The sequence below is a fragment of the Bacteroides sp. HMSC067B03 genome, assembly GCF_001811315.1.
GTDB lineage: Bacteria > Bacteroidota > Bacteroidia > Bacteroidales > Bacteroidaceae > Bacteroides > Bacteroides faecis.
In genome coordinates this window covers 84,623-103,932 of record NZ_KV804416.1, presented here as the reverse complement: position 1 = coordinate 103,932, position 19,310 = coordinate 84,623, and the positions used below count along the sequence as shown (strand labels likewise).

Here is a 19,310-nt window from a genome sequence, read left to right as displayed (position 1 = left end):
AGGGGATGTGCCTTAGTTTTGACACAGCCCCTTTAAATTTGCACCAAAAATCACATTTTGTTTTATGTTAAGATGTGTTTCAATGACACATTTTGTTTTTCGGTCGGGAATTTTTTGATTTGGCGATTGTAAATATGGAATTCTATCAACAGATAGGAAAGGATGCACATGTGATATTACGTAGTAATTTTACTTTAAGCAAGAATAAGATATTAAATTGGGAAGATACAAAAAAGCCTTATACATATTTGGAAAATAATGGTTACGCCAATAATGTACAACGTGGATTTGTTGCTATGGGATTGTTTAAAGATCAACAAGATGTAGAAATGAGTCCTACACAATTTGGTACGGTACGCCCTGGTGATATTAAATATCGAGATATAAATGGTGATGGCAAGATTACTGATGATGATAAAGTACCTTTATTTGCTTATTCAGGGGTACCACAGTTGATGTATGGTATTGGTGCTGAGTTTCGTTATAAAAGTTGGACACTAAATGTCTTGTTCAAGGGGACAGGACGTAATAAGTTCTTATATGGTGGTTCGGATGGTAAAAGTTTCGATGGATATATGCCATTTAATCAGAAGGATAAAGGAAATATAATGACTATTGCTTATAATCCGGAGAATCGTTGGATTTCTGCTGAATATTCAGGAAATCAGGCTACAGAGAATCCAAATGCTCGTTTTCCACGTTTGTATTATGGGAAAAATGAGAATAATACGAAACCTTCTACATTTTGGATGGGTGATGCCCGTTACTTACGTTTGCAGGAGTTGAGCTTGGCATATAATCTAAAAGTTCCTGCATTACAACGTATTTTGGGTATTAATTCCATGAATATTCAGTTGATGTGTGAAAATTTAGCAGTATGGGATTCTGTAAAGATCTTTGATCCAGAACAAGCGACCTCTTGTGGACAGGCTTATCCTTTGCCTGCACGTTATTCATTGCAGCTTTATTTGAATTTCTAATACTATATGTAAACTTAATAGAAATTAGTCCATGAAAAAATATTTTATATTATCGGTTCTGTTATTGGTATCCGGCTTTTTTGCTTCTTGTAATTATTTGAATATAGATGATTATTTTGAGGATACCTTTCAAGAAGATTCTATTTATGCAAATAAGCGTAATATTGAACGTTATTTTAATGGAGCTGCCGCTCTGCTTCCTGTTGTCGATAAAAATTGGGAATATGGGAACACTCCTGGAGTTACAGGTTCAGACGAGGCTGTGAGCTGTGGTGATTGGAATGGCATGGTTGTTATACAATTCTCTGGAACGAAGTTAATGAATAATGAGATTACTTCTAGTTCAATGGGCGGTTGGACATGGGATTTCAATATTTGGCCTAAATGTTATAAGGTGATTCGTAAGGTGAATACTATATTGCCACATATTGATGGTGTTCGTGATATGAATAGTTTTGAAAGAATGGAATTTCGTGCAAAATGCCGTTTCTTAAGAGCTTATGCATATTATTTGATTTTGCAACAGAATGGTCCAATGATTTTGCTGGGTGATGAAGTTGTGAGTAATAATGAGGAAGCGGAATATTATGCAAGAACACGCAATACGTACGATGAATGTGTGGATTATATTTGTTCTGAATTTGATGAGGCTGCTAAAAATTTACCTGATGTTACCACTTCGATGGATCAATATATTCCTACAGAAGGAGCTGCCTTAGCTTTAGCTGCTCGTGTGAGATTACAAGCTGCTAGCCCATTGTATAATGGTGGAGAGGCTGCCCGTAGATTCTTTGGTGATTTCACGCGTTGTACAGATGGAGAATATTATGTTTCTCAAACATATGATGAACGTAAATGGGCACTTGCTGCTGCAGCAGCGAAAAAAGTAATTGATTTAGGACGATATCAATTATATACAGTTTCTGCTTCCACTGATGTTGAACATCCTGAATCTGGAAATTATGGTACATATGTAGTCACACTTCCCCAAGGAGTTCCTACTGCTGAATTTCCAAATGGCGTAGGGATGGGAGATAAAAAAGTTGTAGACCCTTATAGATCCTATGCCGAAATGTTCAATGGAGAGCTTTCTATTAATCAAAATCCTGAGTTCATTTGGTGCAGTTCTACAGCTCAAGTGGGTAGCCATATGGGTTATGTATTCCCATTGAATTTTGGAGGTTCTTCTTGTTTGTGTGTGCCTCAGCATATAGTAGACCAATTTTATATGGCAGATGGGCGTGATATCAAAAATTCCAGTAGTACATATCCATATATAGCCCGTCCTTATGATAAGACTTGTGTGACGACAGAAGATAAAGTTTTATCTGAAGGTTATAAAATCAGCCAGGGAACATACTTGGCATATACTAACCGTGAACCACGTTTCTATGTGAATATTGGCTATTCACATGCTTGGTGGCCGATGGGATCTACTACTGAAAGTGCAAAGAAAAATGTTAATATTGATTATTGGAATGGAGCTAATTCAGGTAAAAATCATTCTAATAATAATGTTTATAATATAACTGGATATACTTCTCGAAAATATATAAATCCACAAGATGCCATGAGTGGTAGTGGTGCACGTCAAAAAGATAAGCCATTTCCGATTATTCGATATGCAGAAATATTGCTTGCTTATGCAGAAGCCTTGAATAATTTAACTCAAGCGCATGAGATTGATGGTCAAACTTATATTCGTGATACAGAAGCTATCAAATATTGTTTTAATCAGATTCGTTATCGTGCAGGTATTCCAGGATTGACAACAGATGATTTAGCTACAGCAGATGCTTTTAACAAAGTCATTCAACGTGAGCGTTTGATTGAGTTATTCTGGGAAGGACAACGTTATTATGATATTAGGCGCTGGGGAATTGTTGAAGATTTAGAAAGGGAACCTTTAATGGGATTGAATGTAGAACAAGCTGAATGGGAGGGATTTTACCAACCTACCGTGATTCAGTATAAATCAATAACTGAACGTGATTTCAAACCTAAGATGGTATGGTTGCCTTTGCATCTAGATGAGATTAGAAAAGTTTCTGTTCTTGATCAAAACCCGGGTTGGGATAAATAATTTTTTAAATGAATAAATTATGAAATATAGGAAAATTATCAATAAATTGATACTTATGGTAGGTGTGACAACTACTGGTGTTCTAACGTCTTGTGAGCAAGAATTTTATCAGGATGAACAGTATCGTAAGGAAATTTATATTGTTAGCGGAGAAGATAATATCTTCAAGCAAGAATTTTCTTTTGGCGGGGAAGGGATAGGATACCTTTCTGTTTATGCAAGTGGTACGACTCCAATTGAAAAAGAAGTAACAGTAGAACTAGAAAGGAATGAAACTGTATTATCAGACTATAATCAGAAGAGATATGGGGATAATTATAAAAACTATGTCTTAGAATTACCGAAAGACCACTATAAGGTAGATGATTGGGCTATAAAATTATATCCAAATGTAAATTCATCTTATTCTTTATTCCCAATTCAAGTGGATATTGATGGTTTGGAACCTGAAGATAATTACTTTCTTCCTTTAAGAATAGCTTCTGTTTCTGATTACATGATTTCTTCTGAAAGAAGGAACGTATTGATGCAGATACTTATGAAAAATGCTTATGCAACGACCAAGGAAAAAAGCTATTATACAATGAATGGAACAAGTTTGCGAGTGGTTAAGGATACTTGGGAGCCTTTGGACAAAAAGAATGATGCCCCTGATTATAAACCAATAAATGCTACTAAATTGGTTGCTCCAGTTACGGAACATGGTATTCGTATTTTAACAGGATCTACCCTTACATCGGATAGAAAGGAGCTTCGTAAACAAGGGATCGTTGTTACAGTTCATCCTGAGGAAATGATTGATGTTGCTATTATTGGGAGTAATGGGTTGCCAACTGGAGAATATATAAAATGCCAAAAAGTGACATTAGATAAATGGTATGATGTAAATGGTGGAATTACTGTGTTAAATATTGAAGATACTCCATCATACTATAATCCTGATAAGAAAGAGTTTACGTTGAATTATCGTTATAATTATAATTCGAATGATTGGTATGAAATGAAAGAGGTAATGTCTCCAGTGGCTATTGCTAACGAAAATAATTGAGTGGCTGATAATAATTGATAAATCTTATGAAAACAAGAAATATATATAGTGCTCTATGTACAACTTTCGTTGCAGGACTGGTATTAGTTGCATGCAACGATTATGATGCAGCGCAAACTGCATATGAAGAAATAGTGGATAGTGATGTAACGATTACTCCTCCAAATATGGATTCGGCATGGGAATTGCAGCTAATTCCTAATGTGGGTCAGCATAGTGGTGAGGTTTTTGTTTATAAAGACAAAAAGTATGATAAGCTATTTACCCGTACATTGGGATGGAATGGTGGAATTGGTGTGCAATCTACATTATTGTCTGATGGAAATGTTTTTTGGGCTTTTAATGATAGCTATTATGGAGTTGTAGATGCTGAAACAAGAGCAAGGGGGAATTGTAATTTCCCACATAATAGTATTATGGTCCAAACGACTGTTAGTGGTAGTCTCGGAGAAACGGATGATGACCTAAGATGGTTGGTTGATTATGTGCAGACTAATGATCCAGATGGAGAAGGCTATTATCAAGCGTATGCACACATAGCTCCAGATGAGACTATTATGGGAGAAACAGATGAAGAGTATTTTTATCAAATAGGTGGCGCTACGGTATTTGATAATAATGGGGTTGAAGAACTTCAAATGTTATGGGGGAAATATAATGAGGAGAAAATGACTCGAACTGGTACTTGTCTAGCTGTTTATAGTTTGGAAGGACAGCCCGGTAATAGTACTTATCTTAAAATAATTAGTAAAAATGAAGAATTTAATATAGATGATGTTGGCTATGGTTCTACTATGTGGAAAGATGAAGATGGGCATATTTATCTTTACGTAACAGAGAATAATCGACCATTAGTAGCTCGTACCACTACTCATGACTTGGCTTCAGAGTGGGAGTATTACATACGTGATTTAAATGGTAACTTTATATGGCAAAAGATGTATCCGACGAAAGAGGAGAGGACTCGCTCTACTATAATGGAAAATAATTATGTATGTAGTATGCCACAGATCTTTAGAAAAGGAGATTACTATTATATGGTAGGACAGGCCAAATCTTATGGTCATTCTGTTTATCTATATCGTAGTGAAACACCTTATGGACCTTTTACTAATCAAAAGATTTTATTTAATGTACCTTATTCTGTAGATAAGATAGGTAATCAGTATTATAAAGATTTACTAAGAGTAAATCTGCATTTAGAACTTGCACGAGAAGGTGAATTAGTATTTTCTACTAATACTGATGCTGATACTGTTGGAGATAATTTTGATTTTCCGGGTAGTGCTGACTTTTGCCGCCCTTATTTCTATCGTGTTTTCAATTGGGAAAGTATATATGATGAAGATGAGTGATAGCTACTGACGGACTCATCTTGGTAAATTGATTTAGAAAGTCGTTTCTTCATAAAAGGGAGAAATGGCTTTCTTTTTTAATATGTTCTGAGCTTTCCTGCATACAAGTAAATTTATTAATAAAAAACATGTAATTGTTTTAGTGGTATATCGTTTTTAAATCGTTATTATATAAATAACAACAAAGTAGTACATATATTAAAAAGAACTAATAATAATGAATATTACCGTTTTTAGAGTTTATCAACTAAATTTATTAACCGCTATTTCTATGTATATGAAAAGCTTATTTTATTTATTCCTATCTATTGTAGGTGTGTGGCTTTTTTCGTCTTGCTCAGATGATTTTCTGGGTGAGACAGAAACCACGGACTTAGATCAGGCAACCGTATTCGCTGATAGTACTTATACGGCAGATTTCTTAAACCAGATTTATGTGGATATTGGTTTTGATATCCAACATAATCGGTATAAAGATCAGTATAATGATCATGGAGGATTGCAGACTAGTTGTGATGAAGCTGCGTATAAAGCTAGTACCGGGCTTACGACAGATGTAATGTTCGCTACTGGAACAGTCAATCCTGTTACTATTTCTGAGGACGATGTTTGGAGAATTGCATATCGAAATATTCGTCGAGTAAATGTGTTTTTTAAATATGCAGATGGATCCCGAATGGCTGAAGCGGCAAAGGAAGAGTATAAAGCAGAAGCACGCTTTTTGCGTGCTTGGTATTATGCAATGCTATTAAGACATTATGGTGGTGTGGTTTTAATTGGTGATGATGTTTATGAAACTGTAGAAGAAGCAATCAAGGAGCGTAACTCTTATGCGGATTGCGTTGAGTATATTGTGGATGAAGCTAATAAAGCTGCAGAAACATTGCCAGTTGAAAGAAGTGGAAACAAATTTGGACGTGTAACCCGAGGAGCTTGTAAAGCCTTAATTTCACGTGTACGTTTGTACGCTGCTAGCAAATTATTCAACGGTAGTGATTTTGCGCCTACTGATTTTCCGAAAGAATTGTTAGGGTATACTACTTATGATAAGGAGCGTTGGAAGATAGCTGTAGATGCTGCCCTTGATGTGATAAAGATGAAGCAGTATGATTTGTACATCCGTAATGAAGATGAGAATAATGAGGCTTATCCGGGATGGGGATATTATGCACAGTTGTTACCTGCTGATTATTATGGAAAAGTGGGAACGGAGGTTTATTGCGGTACAATCTTTGAAAAGAAAGCAGGAGCTAGTATAGATACAAACCGATGGTTTGCTCCTCCTAGTACAGGAGGAAATGGTATTGGAGGGTATGTTTATCATGATTTGGCTGAACTTTTCCCAATGGCAGATGGCACACCGACTAAGGATAGTCCAGATTATGACCCTACGAATCCTGCTAACAAACGTGACCCTCGTTTCATGTTCACTGTTACTTATGATGGATGCATAATGAAGAGTAATATGCAGGATACTGAAATTAATATATCTGTGGGAACACAACAGGACGCTATCTATCGAGGGACTCCGACAGGGTATTATACACATAAATTCTTGAAATTTGGTTCAATGGCAAATCAAATGCTTTATGGAGGTTCGCAAGCACGACCATTGATGCGTTATACTGAAATTTTGCTGAATTATGCAGAAGCTGCTAATGAATATTATGGACCTGATCATAAAGATGTACTAGGAGATCAAGAAATTAGCCCGTATATTGTATTGAGAAAGATACGTGAGTGTGCTGGCATAGAGCCTGGCGAGGATGGAACATATGGAATTGAAAATAATATGAGTCAGGCTGATATGACAGAAGCTATCCGGTTGGAACGTCGGTTGGATTTAGCGTTTGAAGGACATCGTTTCTTTGATGTACGTCGTTGGATGATTGCTGAAGATACAGATAATAGGATGATGCATGGTTTTGAAATCACAAGAAATGGTGAGCAGAAGACAGGAAGAATCATTGATACTCGTCAGCATACCTTCCGTAAAGCGATGTATTTTTATCCAATACCTTATAAAGAGACTGTGAAATCACCGGATTTGTTGCAGAATCCTTATTATGAATAGGAATGATTGTTATATTAAAAATAAGAAATATGAGATTTAAAATACAAACTACGGTTTTACTTTTCGTCTTATTAGGTATTGTGAGTGCTTGCAATACATTTAAAGATGAAATAACTCCTGATTCTTATATGGAAGTACCAAAGCAGTTAGATGGGAAGTGGCAATTAAAAACTGTTATACGCAATGGAACGGATATATCTGAAGTGATGGACTTTAGTCAGTTTCGTCTGATTATGAATAAAGATAATACATATAATATTGAAAACTATCTCCCTTTTTTAGTAAAGAAAAATGGTACATGGAGAATTGATAATTTGACATATCCTTTTTTCTTAACTTTTCAGGAGGAAGGTGCTGAAAGAGAAGCAATAACTGAAATCACTTACCCGATTGTACAAGGGAAACGCCATATAACCCTTACAATTAGTCCGGGATGCTCGAGCAACTCTTATGTTTATTCTTTTGAAAAAATAGAAGAATGATTTAAAAAGAAAAGCTTATGAAATATTATTTTAAAAAACATAGAATAAAAATCTCTTTTTTGTTGGTACTTTCCTTAATAGTCTTTGGATGTTCCTTTTTGATTAAGGAGGTAAATGTTAGACAAGAGAACGAGGCTGGAGAGATGGTTGCCTATATTAAGGCTGGTGAAATTGCAACTTTTACGTTTAGTGGAGAAATAAACATCGATGGTGATGCAAGCAATGAAACGTTTATTGTTGGATTCTTGGCTCCAAGAAGTTGGAATGTACGTCAGAATGCAACTGTGACATACAGAGAAGATAGGTATGAAACGGAAGTGGATCACAAAATGACAGTAATTCCGGATACTGAACAGCCTGCAAATTATAAAGGTATGAGTTGGTCAGCGGCATTGAAAAAAAAATATGGTGTACGAGGCAATGTCTTGAACGATATGGAATGGATTGCATTTAAATCAGATAACTATTCTAGTGTAAATGGAACAATACATTATACAGTAACAATTAAGTGTAATTCAGGAAAAAGTAACTTAAAATTCCGACCAAGTTTTTTTATCAATCACTCTAGTGATGGGATTGGAGGAGACGAGGCTCATTATTCTGTTAAGGATGCTGATGATTGCTTTGAAGTGGTAGAAGGATCAGGTACTGTGATTGATTTTTGTTCTACGCACTATTATCAAATTGAACCTTTGTCTGCTTTACAAGATGATTATGTAACATTCACTTTTCAAGGGGATATTAATACCAATGAATTGATAAAAGCTGAGAATGTGTATATAGAAGCTACTGCTTATACGATAGAAGGAAAGATATATACAGTCAATGAAAAGAGTGCGAAAACACTGATGAAAAGAGAAACGAAATTGCCAAGATATAATGTAACTCTTTGGCCTGGTGGATTTTTTAACATTCCGGACGGTGAAACAATTTCTCGTATAGAGTATATTTTCACAAATGAAGATGGAACAGTATCTATTTCCCAGTCAGATGACAGTAGAGATAATGAAGGAGAAGAGGTAGAAGAAGGAATAAAAGAGCCTTTCGTATTTGAGTTTCAATGTGAATAGAGTTTAACCTTAAAAAAGATTATATGCGTAATATTTTGAATAAAAGAAATAGTCGGTACTGTTTCACATGGTTTGTAATGTGGCTACTATTTGGCTTGGGACATTTGAATGCGGTGGCTCAAGAAGCAGGAGGAACGGCTAATATTACAGGTAAGGTAATCGATCAATATGGCAATCCTGTCTCGGGTGTTGTAATCACGATGAAGAATACTGATTTTAAGACTGTGACAGGTGATGATGGAGCTTTTGAATTTCAGTATAAGAAGGGCGATATGCTTCGTTTTTCTCATCCAGGTTTTTTACATAAGGAGATTAAGGTGAACAAGCTAAGAAATCTGGAACGTATTTTTAAAGTAACGTTGACAGAAGAGTTCGTGAAATTTCCAGATGTAATAAATGGACCTTATGATACGAAAGATAAAGCAAGCTATTTAGGTTCAGCTGCTACGGTTTATACAGATCAGGTTAGTTCATTGATGGGAACTACTATTCTTCCTTCATTACAAGGGCGTTTACTAGGATTAGATATTGTACGTACTCGTGGTGCACGTAAGAGTCAAATTGAATCCAGTTCTTCTGGAACCATCTTTAACTTTAATAGCCCTACATTGGGTAAAGAGGCATATAGTGATAATACGGAATTTAATGTTCTATCACGCCACAATGCACCGGTGGTGGTAGTGGATGGTGTGCAAAGAGAATTGTATTCTATCGATCCTGATGCTATTGAATCGGTATCAATTCAGAAGGATGCTTTGTCATCTATGTTTTTGGGGATGCGCAGTTCTCGTGGTGCATTAGTAATTACTACTAAAGATCCTATCAAACAGGGATTTCAGTTATCGTTTACTGGACGGTTTGGTGTGCAGAGTTCTGTGAAAAAACTAAATCCGCTGTCTACTTCTCAATATGCTTATTTATTGAATGAGGCGTTGCTGAATGATGGTAAAAATCCCTTTTATTCTTATGATGACTTTATTAAGTTTCGTGATCATTCCAGCCCGTATACACATCCAAGTGTGAATTGGTGTGATGAACTGATGAACAAAAATTCGACTACTCAGTCTTATAATTTGAATGCTACAGGTGGTAACAAGTACGCACAATATTTTATTAGTGTAGGCTATGTAGGTGAAAATGGATTATTTAAAAATCCAGGTGGAGATGCTCACGATACAAATATGACATTTGATCGTTATATGATTTCTTCTAAAGTGAACATCAATATAACTGATGATTTGATTGCAAAAGTTACTTTGATGGGACGTATAGAAGAAGGTACCCAACCAGGAGGGACTGGAAATGGGTATGATGATATTCTCAGTTCAATTTATTCTACTCCAAGTAATGCATATCCTGTGACAAATCCGGATGGATCATGGGGAGGTAGTCAGTCGTTCAATAATAATTTGCTATCGCAGACTATTAACTCTGGTTATATAACAGATGGGGCTCGGGATGTATTGGGAGCTATTAATTTGCGCTATGATTTTGGCAAGTTAGTTAAAGGCTTGTCTGTTCGTATGGTAGGTAGTGTAACTTCTCAGAATCGTTCGACTACGAAACGAACAAAAACTTCTGAAGTTTTTGATTATACTATTGATAAGGATGGCAATGACGTTTATACTCGGTATGGAGAAAAGAAAACGCAATCAAATTCATTTAGTTCTGTGTCTACCTATCGGCAGATGTATGGTCAACTTGCTGTTGATTATGAACGTCAATTTGGTAAGCACAAATTTAAGGCCAGTGTTCTAGGAGATACGCGAAATACTCTTACTAACTGGGATCTTCCTGAATATCCATCAAATATTATAGGTGATGTCTCTTATGATTATGCGGGGCGATATTTTGCACAGGTAGCATTAAGTGAAAGTTATTACAATCGTTATGCTCCAGGCAGAAGGTGGGGAACCTTTTATGCTTTCGGTTTAGGATGGGATATCAGCAAAGAGAATTTTATGGAAAACTGTGAGTGGCTGAATCAACTAAAGATACGCGGTGTGTATGGTAAAACAGGTAATGGTATGAACAATGCTGGGTACTATACGTATTATCAGACTTATTCCTCAGGAGGTGATGATTATCGGTTGGGGACTAATTTAGGACAAAGTTCAGGAAGTTTTACAGAAAAAGATAAACTGGCGAATTTATATCAAACGTGGGAAAAAGGTAATAAACTGAATATTGGTGTAGATATAGCTTTGTTTAACAATAAATTACAGGTAACTGCTGATTATTTTAATGATAAATATTATGACTTGTTGCAGGCTCGTGGAAAAAGTATCGAACTAATTGGCCAGAATTATCCAGATGAAAATATTGCTAAAGAACGTTGGTATGGAGGTGAATTCTCAATTACCTATCAAGATCACGTTGGCGATTTTAATTATTATGCATCTGCTAACTGGAGTTGTGAGCAAAGTAAAGTGTTATATAAAGACGAACAAAAAGTGCCTTATGAATATCTGCGTACTACAGGTAAGCCCAAAGGGGCAATCTTCGGTTTGGTGGCAGAAGGTTTTTTCACTTCTCAAGACGAAATTACAAAGAGTCCTGTAATTGAAGGATTTAACAATATTCAGCCTGGTGATATCAAGTACAAAGATCAGAATAACGATGGAGTTATCAATGACTTTGATAAGGTAATGATTGGTGGCGATAAACCACTCTCTTATTTTGGTATTGATTTAGGTTTCGAATGGCGTGGATTAGAATTCTCAATGTTTTGGCAAGGAGTGTACAATAAAGATGTTTTAATGAGTGATTGGAATTTATTGGAAGGTTTTCAAACTCAAGGACAAGTTTATGGACAGGCATATGAAAACATGTTAGATCGATGGACTCCAGAAACTGCTGCTACAGCAACTTTCCCGAGGTTGAGTGCTGGTGGTAATAAGTATAATCAAGGTAATGGCTGGGGGTCTTCTTTTTGGTTACGTTCCGGTAATTATATTCGGTTGAAAAATGTTAGTTTAGGATATAACTTACCTGATTCATTCTGTCGTAATTATTTAGGTGGAGCACGTGTGAAGGTTTTCGTAAGTGGACAAAACTTATTCACAAAAGCTGCTAATGAACTCGTTGACCCCGAAGTTAGCTTCGGTAACTATCCGCTACAACGTTGCATCAGCACAGGTATTAATGTTAAATTCTAATATACTATGATATCTATGATACGAAATAAATATTTGACGCTAATCGGAGCTGGATTGTTGTTTACAGCTGTATCCTGTACCGATGGGTATGAACCAGAGCCAGTTGAACTGGTATCAATTGATTTTGTATTTTCAAAAACCGATTCTCTTGGTACGAATGCGGTAAAGTTTATGAATAATATTTATGCTACGTTGCAAAACGGGCACAATCGTGTAGGAAGTGATTATTTAGATGCTGCGTCTGATGATGCTATATCTATAAATGTTTCTGACCCGGATGTTTATAAGTTGGCAATGGGACGGTATACTGCGAGTACACGTGTTGAATCGGACATGCGATGGAAAGAGTATTATTCAGGAATCCGTAAGGCAAACATTCTAATTAATCATATTGATGTTGTCCCTTTTATGCTGACTTATAAGAACGCAAAGGGAGAAACAAAACCATTGAATGTTACAATGAAAGCAGAAGCGCGTTTCTTGAGAGCTTATTTCTATTTCGAATTAGTGAAACGCTATGGTGGTGTTCCTTTGATGGGGGATGATGTACATATATTGGGTGATGATATGGAGATCCCAAGAAATACTTTTGAGCAATGTGTACAGTATATTTGTGATGAATTAGATGATATTAAAGATGATTTGCGTACCAATCCAATGCCTGATTTTGAACAATATGCACATACTCCTACTCGTGAGGCTTGTCTAGCTTTAAAGTCTCGAGTGCTATTATATGCAGCGAGTCCTTTATTTAATGAACGTCCTATTGAGATTGGTAATGAATTGATAGGCTATGCTTCTTATGATAGAGAGCGTTGGAATGATGCGGCTAAAGCTGCCAAGACATTTATTGATGAGTACGGTCCGAATGGTAATGGGGCATATGGTTTAACACAGTCTACATCTGATGGCGATAATCGGGATTTTCGTGACGTCTTTTTAGGTTTTTATAATAAGACTAATAATCCTGAAGTCATCTTTTATCGTCCGGGGGGTGAAGATAAGTCTATAGAAAGCAATAATGGGCCTTTAGGATTTTCTGGTGACAATTTAGGTAAAGGACGTACGCTTCCAACTCAAAATTTGGTAGACGCTTTCCCTATGAAGGATGGTATGTTTGCTGGACAAGGTAGTAAATATACTCTTAATCAGAGTAATCCATATGAAAACCGTGATCCGCGTTTGGATTATACAATACTGCATCATGGGTCATCTTGGTTGAATAATACGCTTGATATTTCAATCGGAGGAGTTAATAATCCATCTAACTCTGCTGAATATTCTAAGACGGGTTATTATATGTGTAAGTTTATGGGTAAATTCGGTGAAGAGTCTCAATATGGGAATAAGATACATCTTTGGGTTATGTTTCGTTATGCAGAGATGTTGTTGAATTATGCAGAGGCAATGAATGAGTACCTTTCTTCTCCTTCTCAGGATGTGTACGATGCTATCATTGCATTACGGGCACGTGCTGGTATTGAAGCAAGTAATGATGAATCTCCTTATGGGCTTAAGAAAAATATGACACAGGCAGAGATGCGTGAAGTGATTCAAAACGAACGGCGTATTGAAATGGCATTTGAAGAACAACGATATTGGGATATTCGCAGATGGAGAATTGCTGAAGAGATATTTAAGAATCCTTTGGAAGGTTTGGAGATTAGGGTAAAAGGAAATACTACGAGTTTCAATGAAGTGGATGTCCTAAGTACGACGTTTGATGTGAAACGCTATTTATATCCGATCCCATATAATGAGGTAGTTAAGAATGATAACATGATTCAAAATCCGAAGTGGTAATATTATGAAAAGACTATTATTAATATTAGTATGTATAAGCCTTTTTATGTCGGCGTTCGGTCAATCGTTCGTTTTGAAGGGAATTGTCTCTTCAGCCGACGGTGAGTTGTTGCCGGGGGTAAATGTAAAAATACAAGGTACAACAGTGGGTACAATTACCGATATTGACGGTAATTTCCAATTAAATGTAAACAAAGGTGCTGTATTGGAGTTTTCTTATATCGGTTTTAAGAAACAAAGCATTAAAGTAAATAGTCAGCAAATGCTGAATGTAGAATTGGCTCCTGATCAAACAAATTTGGATGAAGTCGTTGTCGTTGGTTATGGTAAGGCTAAGCGTATAACGTTGACAGGTGCAGTTAGTGGAATACAGGCACGTGAGATTCGTAATGTTCCAACTAGTAGTGTACAGAATGCTTTGACAGGAAAGCTGCCGGGTTTTTTTAGTCAGCAACAGTCTGGGCAACCTGGTAAAGATGCTTCCGACTTCTTTATCCGCGGTGTCAGTTCTTTGAATAATGATGGTAACAAACCGTTGATTATGGTGGATGACATGCAGTATACTTATGAACAGTTGTCTCAAATTAATGTCAACGAAATTGAAAGTATATCAATATTGAAGGATGCTTCTACTACGGCCATCTATGGTATCAAAGGTGCTAATGGTGTATTAGTAGTAAAAACACGTCGTGGGGAGCAAGGTAAACCGAAAATTAATGTACGTTTGGAAACAGGTATGCAAACCCCAGTTCGTACGCCTAAATTTCTGAACGCTTACGAATCTTTACAATTAGTAAAGGAAGCACATACGAATGATGGTACTTTGTCTGATTTCCCGTATACTGAAGACGATATGATCGCTTTCAGAGATCATACTGATCCTTATGGGCATCCTGATGTCAATTGGTATGATGAGATTTTTAAGAAAATGGCATTTCAGGAGAACATAAATGTTGATGTCTCAGGTGGTTCTAAGAAATTGAGATATTTTGTTTCTGCGGGATATTTTACTCAGAATGGCTTGGTAAAAGACTTTGGGGGGAATTCTGGTGATGGTGTGAATCCTAATTATTCCTATCGTCGTTTCAACTATCGCACTAATCTTGATTTTGATGTGACTGATAACTTCAATATGCGTTTAGATGTTTCTTCGCGCTTCATGGATATCAATGAACCGTACAATATGAATGTAACAGGTGAGCTTTATGATTTCTCTAAGATGCACCCTTATTCGGCTCCACTTTTGAATCCGGATGGTTCATTTGCTTATTTATATGATACGCAAGATAGAAAACCGACATTGAACGCACGGTTGGCAAATGAAGGATATAAACGTACTAGACGTAATGATAATAATATTTTGTATGGTGCAACATGGAAGATGGACTTCTTAACGCCAGGGCTTGCAGCTGATTTTCAATTGGCATATTCCAGTAGTGATGAAAATTATCGTGCAGTGATGCGTACACGATATCCGACTTATCATTACGATTCTACAACAGGTTTGTATAATATCAATCCGAATGGAGTCTATGATTATGAGCAGTATTTTGTATATAACAGTACAGATAAAGCTATCAAAGATTTGAATATCAAAGCATCTTTGAAATATGCCCATGTTTTCAATAATGCACATGATGTAAATGTTATGTTTTTGTACAATCGTCAGAGTACAACAAATGAAAAGGATGCAGCTGTTCCCAATAATTTCGAAGGTTATACGATGCAGCTAGGCTATAAATATAAAAATAAATATTTGGTAGATTTGAACATGGCATATAATGGGACCGATCGTTTTGGTAAAGATAACAATTTCGGATTCTTTCCAGCATTGGCTATAGGTTATGCTATCTCTCAAGAAGACTTTTTCAAGAATGTAGACTGGTTGGGAAGGAATGTGCAGTTATTGAAGTTTAGAACTTCTTATGGTCTTGTAGGGTCAGATGTAGCAAGCGGCGATCGTTATCTGTATCGGCAGGTATATAAAACAGGTGATTCTTATGCTTTTGGTGAAGGTAACAACTTTGGTGTTAGTGGCATTAAAGAAGGTGATTTAGGAAATTTAAATGTAACGTGGGAGAAAGCGAGAAAGTTTAATGTTGGTGTAGATATGAATTTGTTTGATAAATTCTCCTTGACTTTCGACTGGTTTATAGATAAACGTTATGATCAGCTAGTTACTAGAAATGATATTCCGGACATATTAGGTATCGGCTTGTCTCCTGAAAATGTAGCAGAAACTACCAATAAAGGTTTTGATGGACAGATTGGTTATCAAGACCGTTTTGGTAACTTCAACTTTAATACCAATTTTGTATTTGGTTATGCTAAAAATCGAGTCGATTATAAAGCTGAGGCTCAACAGAAATATGAATGGTTGAGAGAAACGGGTAGACAGATTGGGCAGCCTTTTGGTTATCATTGGATTGGCTATTATACACCGGAAGATATTGAAAAGATTAATTCTGGTGCTGCGGACGCTCCGGCTAAACCTGATATTGCTGTGCAGGCAGGTGACTTAAAGTATGCAGATTTGAATGGTGATGGTACTATCAATGATTTTGATAAACGTGCTATTGGTAAACCGAACTTACCTACTACAACATTGGGATGGACGATTGGAGGAAGTTGGAAAGGGTTTAGTATCAGTGTATTATTCCAAGGATCGTTTGATTATAGTTTTGCTATCAATGGAACAGGGATTGAGTCTGGTAAGAGTCAGTTCCAGCCACTTCACCAAAAGCGTTGGACACAGGAACGTTATGAAAATGGAGAAAGTATTGAGTTCCCACGTTTGACAATGCAAGATGGTACAATAAACAGTGCTTCTGCTTATAATTCGGATTTTTGGCTGATTAATGCATGGTATATTCGTTTGAAGACTGTTGACTTGGGTTATCAACTTCCCAAGACAGCATTACCTAAGTTCTTAGACAATGTCCGTTTTTATGTAAATGCTTATAACTTACTGACTTTTACCGGTTATGATAAATATCAGCAAGACCCTGAAATTAAGACCAATACAGCAGGTGATGCTTATATGAATCAGCGTGTTATAAACTTTGGAGTTCAGTTGGGCTTCTAGTAAATAAGTAGAGCTTAGATAAAAAGAGAATAATGTTTGCTATAAAAACATTATTCTCTTTTTACTTTTTTAAGGAGTAAGTTTAGTGGTTATTGTATATTTGTTCGTCATAAAATAAATTGAAACATTGTATACTATAAAAAAGTAGTTAATATGAATAAGAATCTTGCAATCTCTCTATTCTTTCTATTAGGGAGTGCTACACTCTCTGCACAAGTGAAATTGCTTCCGATATTTTCGGATAATATGGTGTTGCAGCAACAAACGCAAGCCCCTATCTGGGGCGAGTCTAAGCCTAATAAGAAAGTAGAAATTACGACTTCATGGGATCAGAAGAAATATACTATTCAAGCTGATGAACAAGGAAAATGGAGTACGAAAGTTGCTACCCCAGTAGCGGGTGGCCCTTATAATATTACAATTTCTGATGGTAAAAAGGTGAAACTTTCTAATGTAATGATTGGTGAAGTCTGGATATGTTCCGGACAATCCAACATGGAAATGCAGGTAGAAGGTTGGGGCAAGGTGAAGAACTATGAACAGGAGAAAGAAGAGGCAAATAATTATCCTAATATTCGTTTCTTACTGGTAGAAAATGCGATGAGTCCTACACCTGTTGAGAATATTACAGCAAAAGAGAATGGTTGGCAAGTGTGTACATCAAAGAGTGTAGCGGACTTTTCTGCAGCAGGTTACTTCTTTGGACGTGATTTAAATAAATACCGTAATGTGCCAATTGGGTTGATTGATACATCTTGGGGAGGAACAATCATAGAAACATGGACCAGTAACGAGGCGTTAGCCACTATACCGAGTATGAAGAAAAGACTCGAAGCATTGGTCGGTTTGCCTGCATCTCAGGAAGGACGCAAGAAAAAGTTTGAAGAAGATGTTGAGACTTGGAAATCTGAAGTTGAAAGAATTGACAAGGGGTGTGTTAATGGGGAGGCTATATGGGCAGCTCCTGATTTTAACGATGCGGCATGGAAATCTATGAAAGTTCCAGGTTTGATGCAAGAACAAGATTTACCAGGATTTAGTGGGCTTGTTTGGTTTAGGAAAACAATTGATATCCCGGCTGGTTGGGCAGGAAAAGACTTGATCTTGAATTTAGGTGTTATTGATGATAATGATTTTACTTATTTCAATGGTATACAGATAGGACATACAGAAGGATGGATGGCACCTAGAAGCTATAAGATTCCGAAAGAACTTGTGAAGAAGGGAAAAGCGGTGATTGCTGTACGTGTAATGGATACTGGTGGTACTGGTGGTATCAATGGAAGTCCTGAAAGTATTTCACTTCATCTTTCCGATACAGAAGCTATCCAGTTGGCTGGTAATTGGAAATATCAGGTTTCTTTAGATATGAGAGAGGTTGCACCAATGCCTGTTGATATGTCATGGAATCCAAATTCTCCTACTTTCTTATTTAATGCTATGCTTAATCCACTGATTCCCTATGCTATCAAAGGAGCCATCTGGTATCAGGGAGAATCAAATGCGGGAGAGGCTTTTCAGTATCGTGATTTAATGCCGTTGATGATTACTGATTGGAGAAATCGCTGGGGATATGATTTCCCTTTCTATATGGTGCAGTTAGCTAGTTTTACAGCGAAACAAACAGCTCCTGTTGAATCTACTTGGGCGGAATTGAGAGAAGCTCAAACTCGGACTTTACATTTGCAAAATACAGGTATGGCTGTGGCAATTGATATAGGTGAGGAGTTTGATATTCATCCGAAGAACAAGCAAGAAGTGGGTAGACGCTTGGCATTAGCGGCCCGGGCGCAGACTTATGGCGAGAAGATTCCTTATTCCGGTCCGATATATAAATCTTATAAGATTGAAGGAAATAAAATTCGTATCTTCTTTGATCATATTGATGGTGGTCTGAAGACGGCGAATGGCGAAATGCCGAAAGGATTTACCATTGCTGGTGTAGACCATAAATTTCATTGGGCAGATGCTGTGATCGAAGGAAATACAGTTGTTGTTTCCTCACCTGAAGTTACCCTCCCGGTTGCAGTACGTTATGCATGGGCTGATTATCCGATATGCAATATGTATAACGGTGCGGATCTGCCAATGTCTCCTTTCCGTACTGATGATTGGAAAGGTATTACTTATGTCAATAAATAGTAAGTCTTTATTTAATTAATAAATTCAATA

At 36.7% G+C, this 19,310-nt stretch carries 11 protein-coding genes; all 11 read left to right on the top strand.

Annotation, left to right across the window (positions count from 1 at the left end; all coding sequences use genetic code 11):
• The first annotated feature begins 134 nt into the window (after nt 1-134).
• Entirely contained in the window at nt 135-980 is an 846-nt protein-coding gene (locus HMPREF2794_RS20935) for a SusC/RagA family TonB-linked outer membrane protein (RefSeq protein ID WP_246839627.1), read from the top strand.
• Nucleotides 981-1,011: 31 nt separating this feature from the next.
• On the top strand, nt 1,012-3,063 hold the full coding sequence (locus HMPREF2794_RS20930) for a RagB/SusD family nutrient uptake outer membrane protein (RefSeq protein ID WP_070752558.1): 2,052 nt from the start codon (nt 1,012-1,014) through the stop codon (nt 3,061-3,063).
• Between the two features lie 19 nt (nt 3,064-3,082).
• Complete coding sequence (locus HMPREF2794_RS20925; RefSeq protein WP_010536673.1) at nt 3,083-4,111, top strand: BT_3044 domain-containing protein; 1,029 nt, start codon at nt 3,083-3,085, stop codon at nt 4,109-4,111.
• A 26-nt stretch (nt 4,112-4,137) separates the two neighbouring features.
• Nucleotides 4,138-5,466: a DUF5005 domain-containing protein gene (locus HMPREF2794_RS20920; RefSeq protein ID WP_010536674.1), complete on the top strand. Its 1,329-nt coding sequence runs from the start codon at nt 4,138-4,140 to the stop codon at nt 5,464-5,466.
• Nucleotides 5,467-5,683: 217 nt separating this feature from the next.
• The gene (locus HMPREF2794_RS20915; RefSeq protein ID WP_055268587.1) at nt 5,684-7,540 is read left to right on the top strand and encodes a RagB/SusD family nutrient uptake outer membrane protein; all 1,857 of its coding nucleotides are present in this window, start codon (nt 5,684-5,686) and stop codon (nt 7,538-7,540) included.
• 29 nt (nt 7,541-7,569) lie between these two features.
• A complete protein-coding gene (locus HMPREF2794_RS20910) occupies nt 7,570-8,022 on the top strand; it encodes a DUF5004 domain-containing protein (RefSeq protein ID WP_010536676.1) in 453 nt (150 codons plus the stop codon).
• A gap of 17 nt (nt 8,023-8,039) precedes the next feature.
• Nucleotides 8,040-9,092 carry a DUF4961 domain-containing protein gene (locus tag HMPREF2794_RS20905; RefSeq protein WP_010536677.1) on the top strand — a complete coding sequence of 351 codons (1,053 nt, stop codon included), beginning with the start codon at nt 8,040-8,042 and terminating at the stop codon, nt 9,090-9,092.
• A 23-nt stretch (nt 9,093-9,115) separates the two neighbouring features.
• A complete protein-coding gene (locus HMPREF2794_RS20900; RefSeq protein WP_055268588.1) occupies nt 9,116-12,250 on the top strand; it encodes a SusC/RagA family TonB-linked outer membrane protein in 3,135 nt (1,044 codons plus the stop codon).
• Nucleotides 12,251-12,256: 6 nt separating this feature from the next.
• Nucleotides 12,257-14,053 carry a RagB/SusD family nutrient uptake outer membrane protein gene (locus HMPREF2794_RS20895; protein ID WP_070752556.1) on the top strand — a complete coding sequence of 599 codons (1,797 nt, stop codon included), beginning with the start codon at nt 12,257-12,259 and terminating at the stop codon, nt 14,051-14,053.
• Nucleotides 14,054-14,057: 4 nt separating this feature from the next.
• Nucleotides 14,058-17,138 (top strand): SusC/RagA family TonB-linked outer membrane protein, encoded by a 3,081-nt coding sequence (locus tag HMPREF2794_RS20890; protein ID WP_055268589.1) that lies wholly within the window; start codon nt 14,058-14,060, stop codon nt 17,136-17,138.
• A 153-nt stretch (nt 17,139-17,291) separates the two neighbouring features.
• A complete protein-coding gene (locus tag HMPREF2794_RS20885) occupies nt 17,292-19,280 on the top strand; it encodes a sialate O-acetylesterase (protein WP_055268590.1) in 1,989 nt (662 codons plus the stop codon).
• Nucleotides 19,281-19,310: the final 30 nt, after the last annotated feature.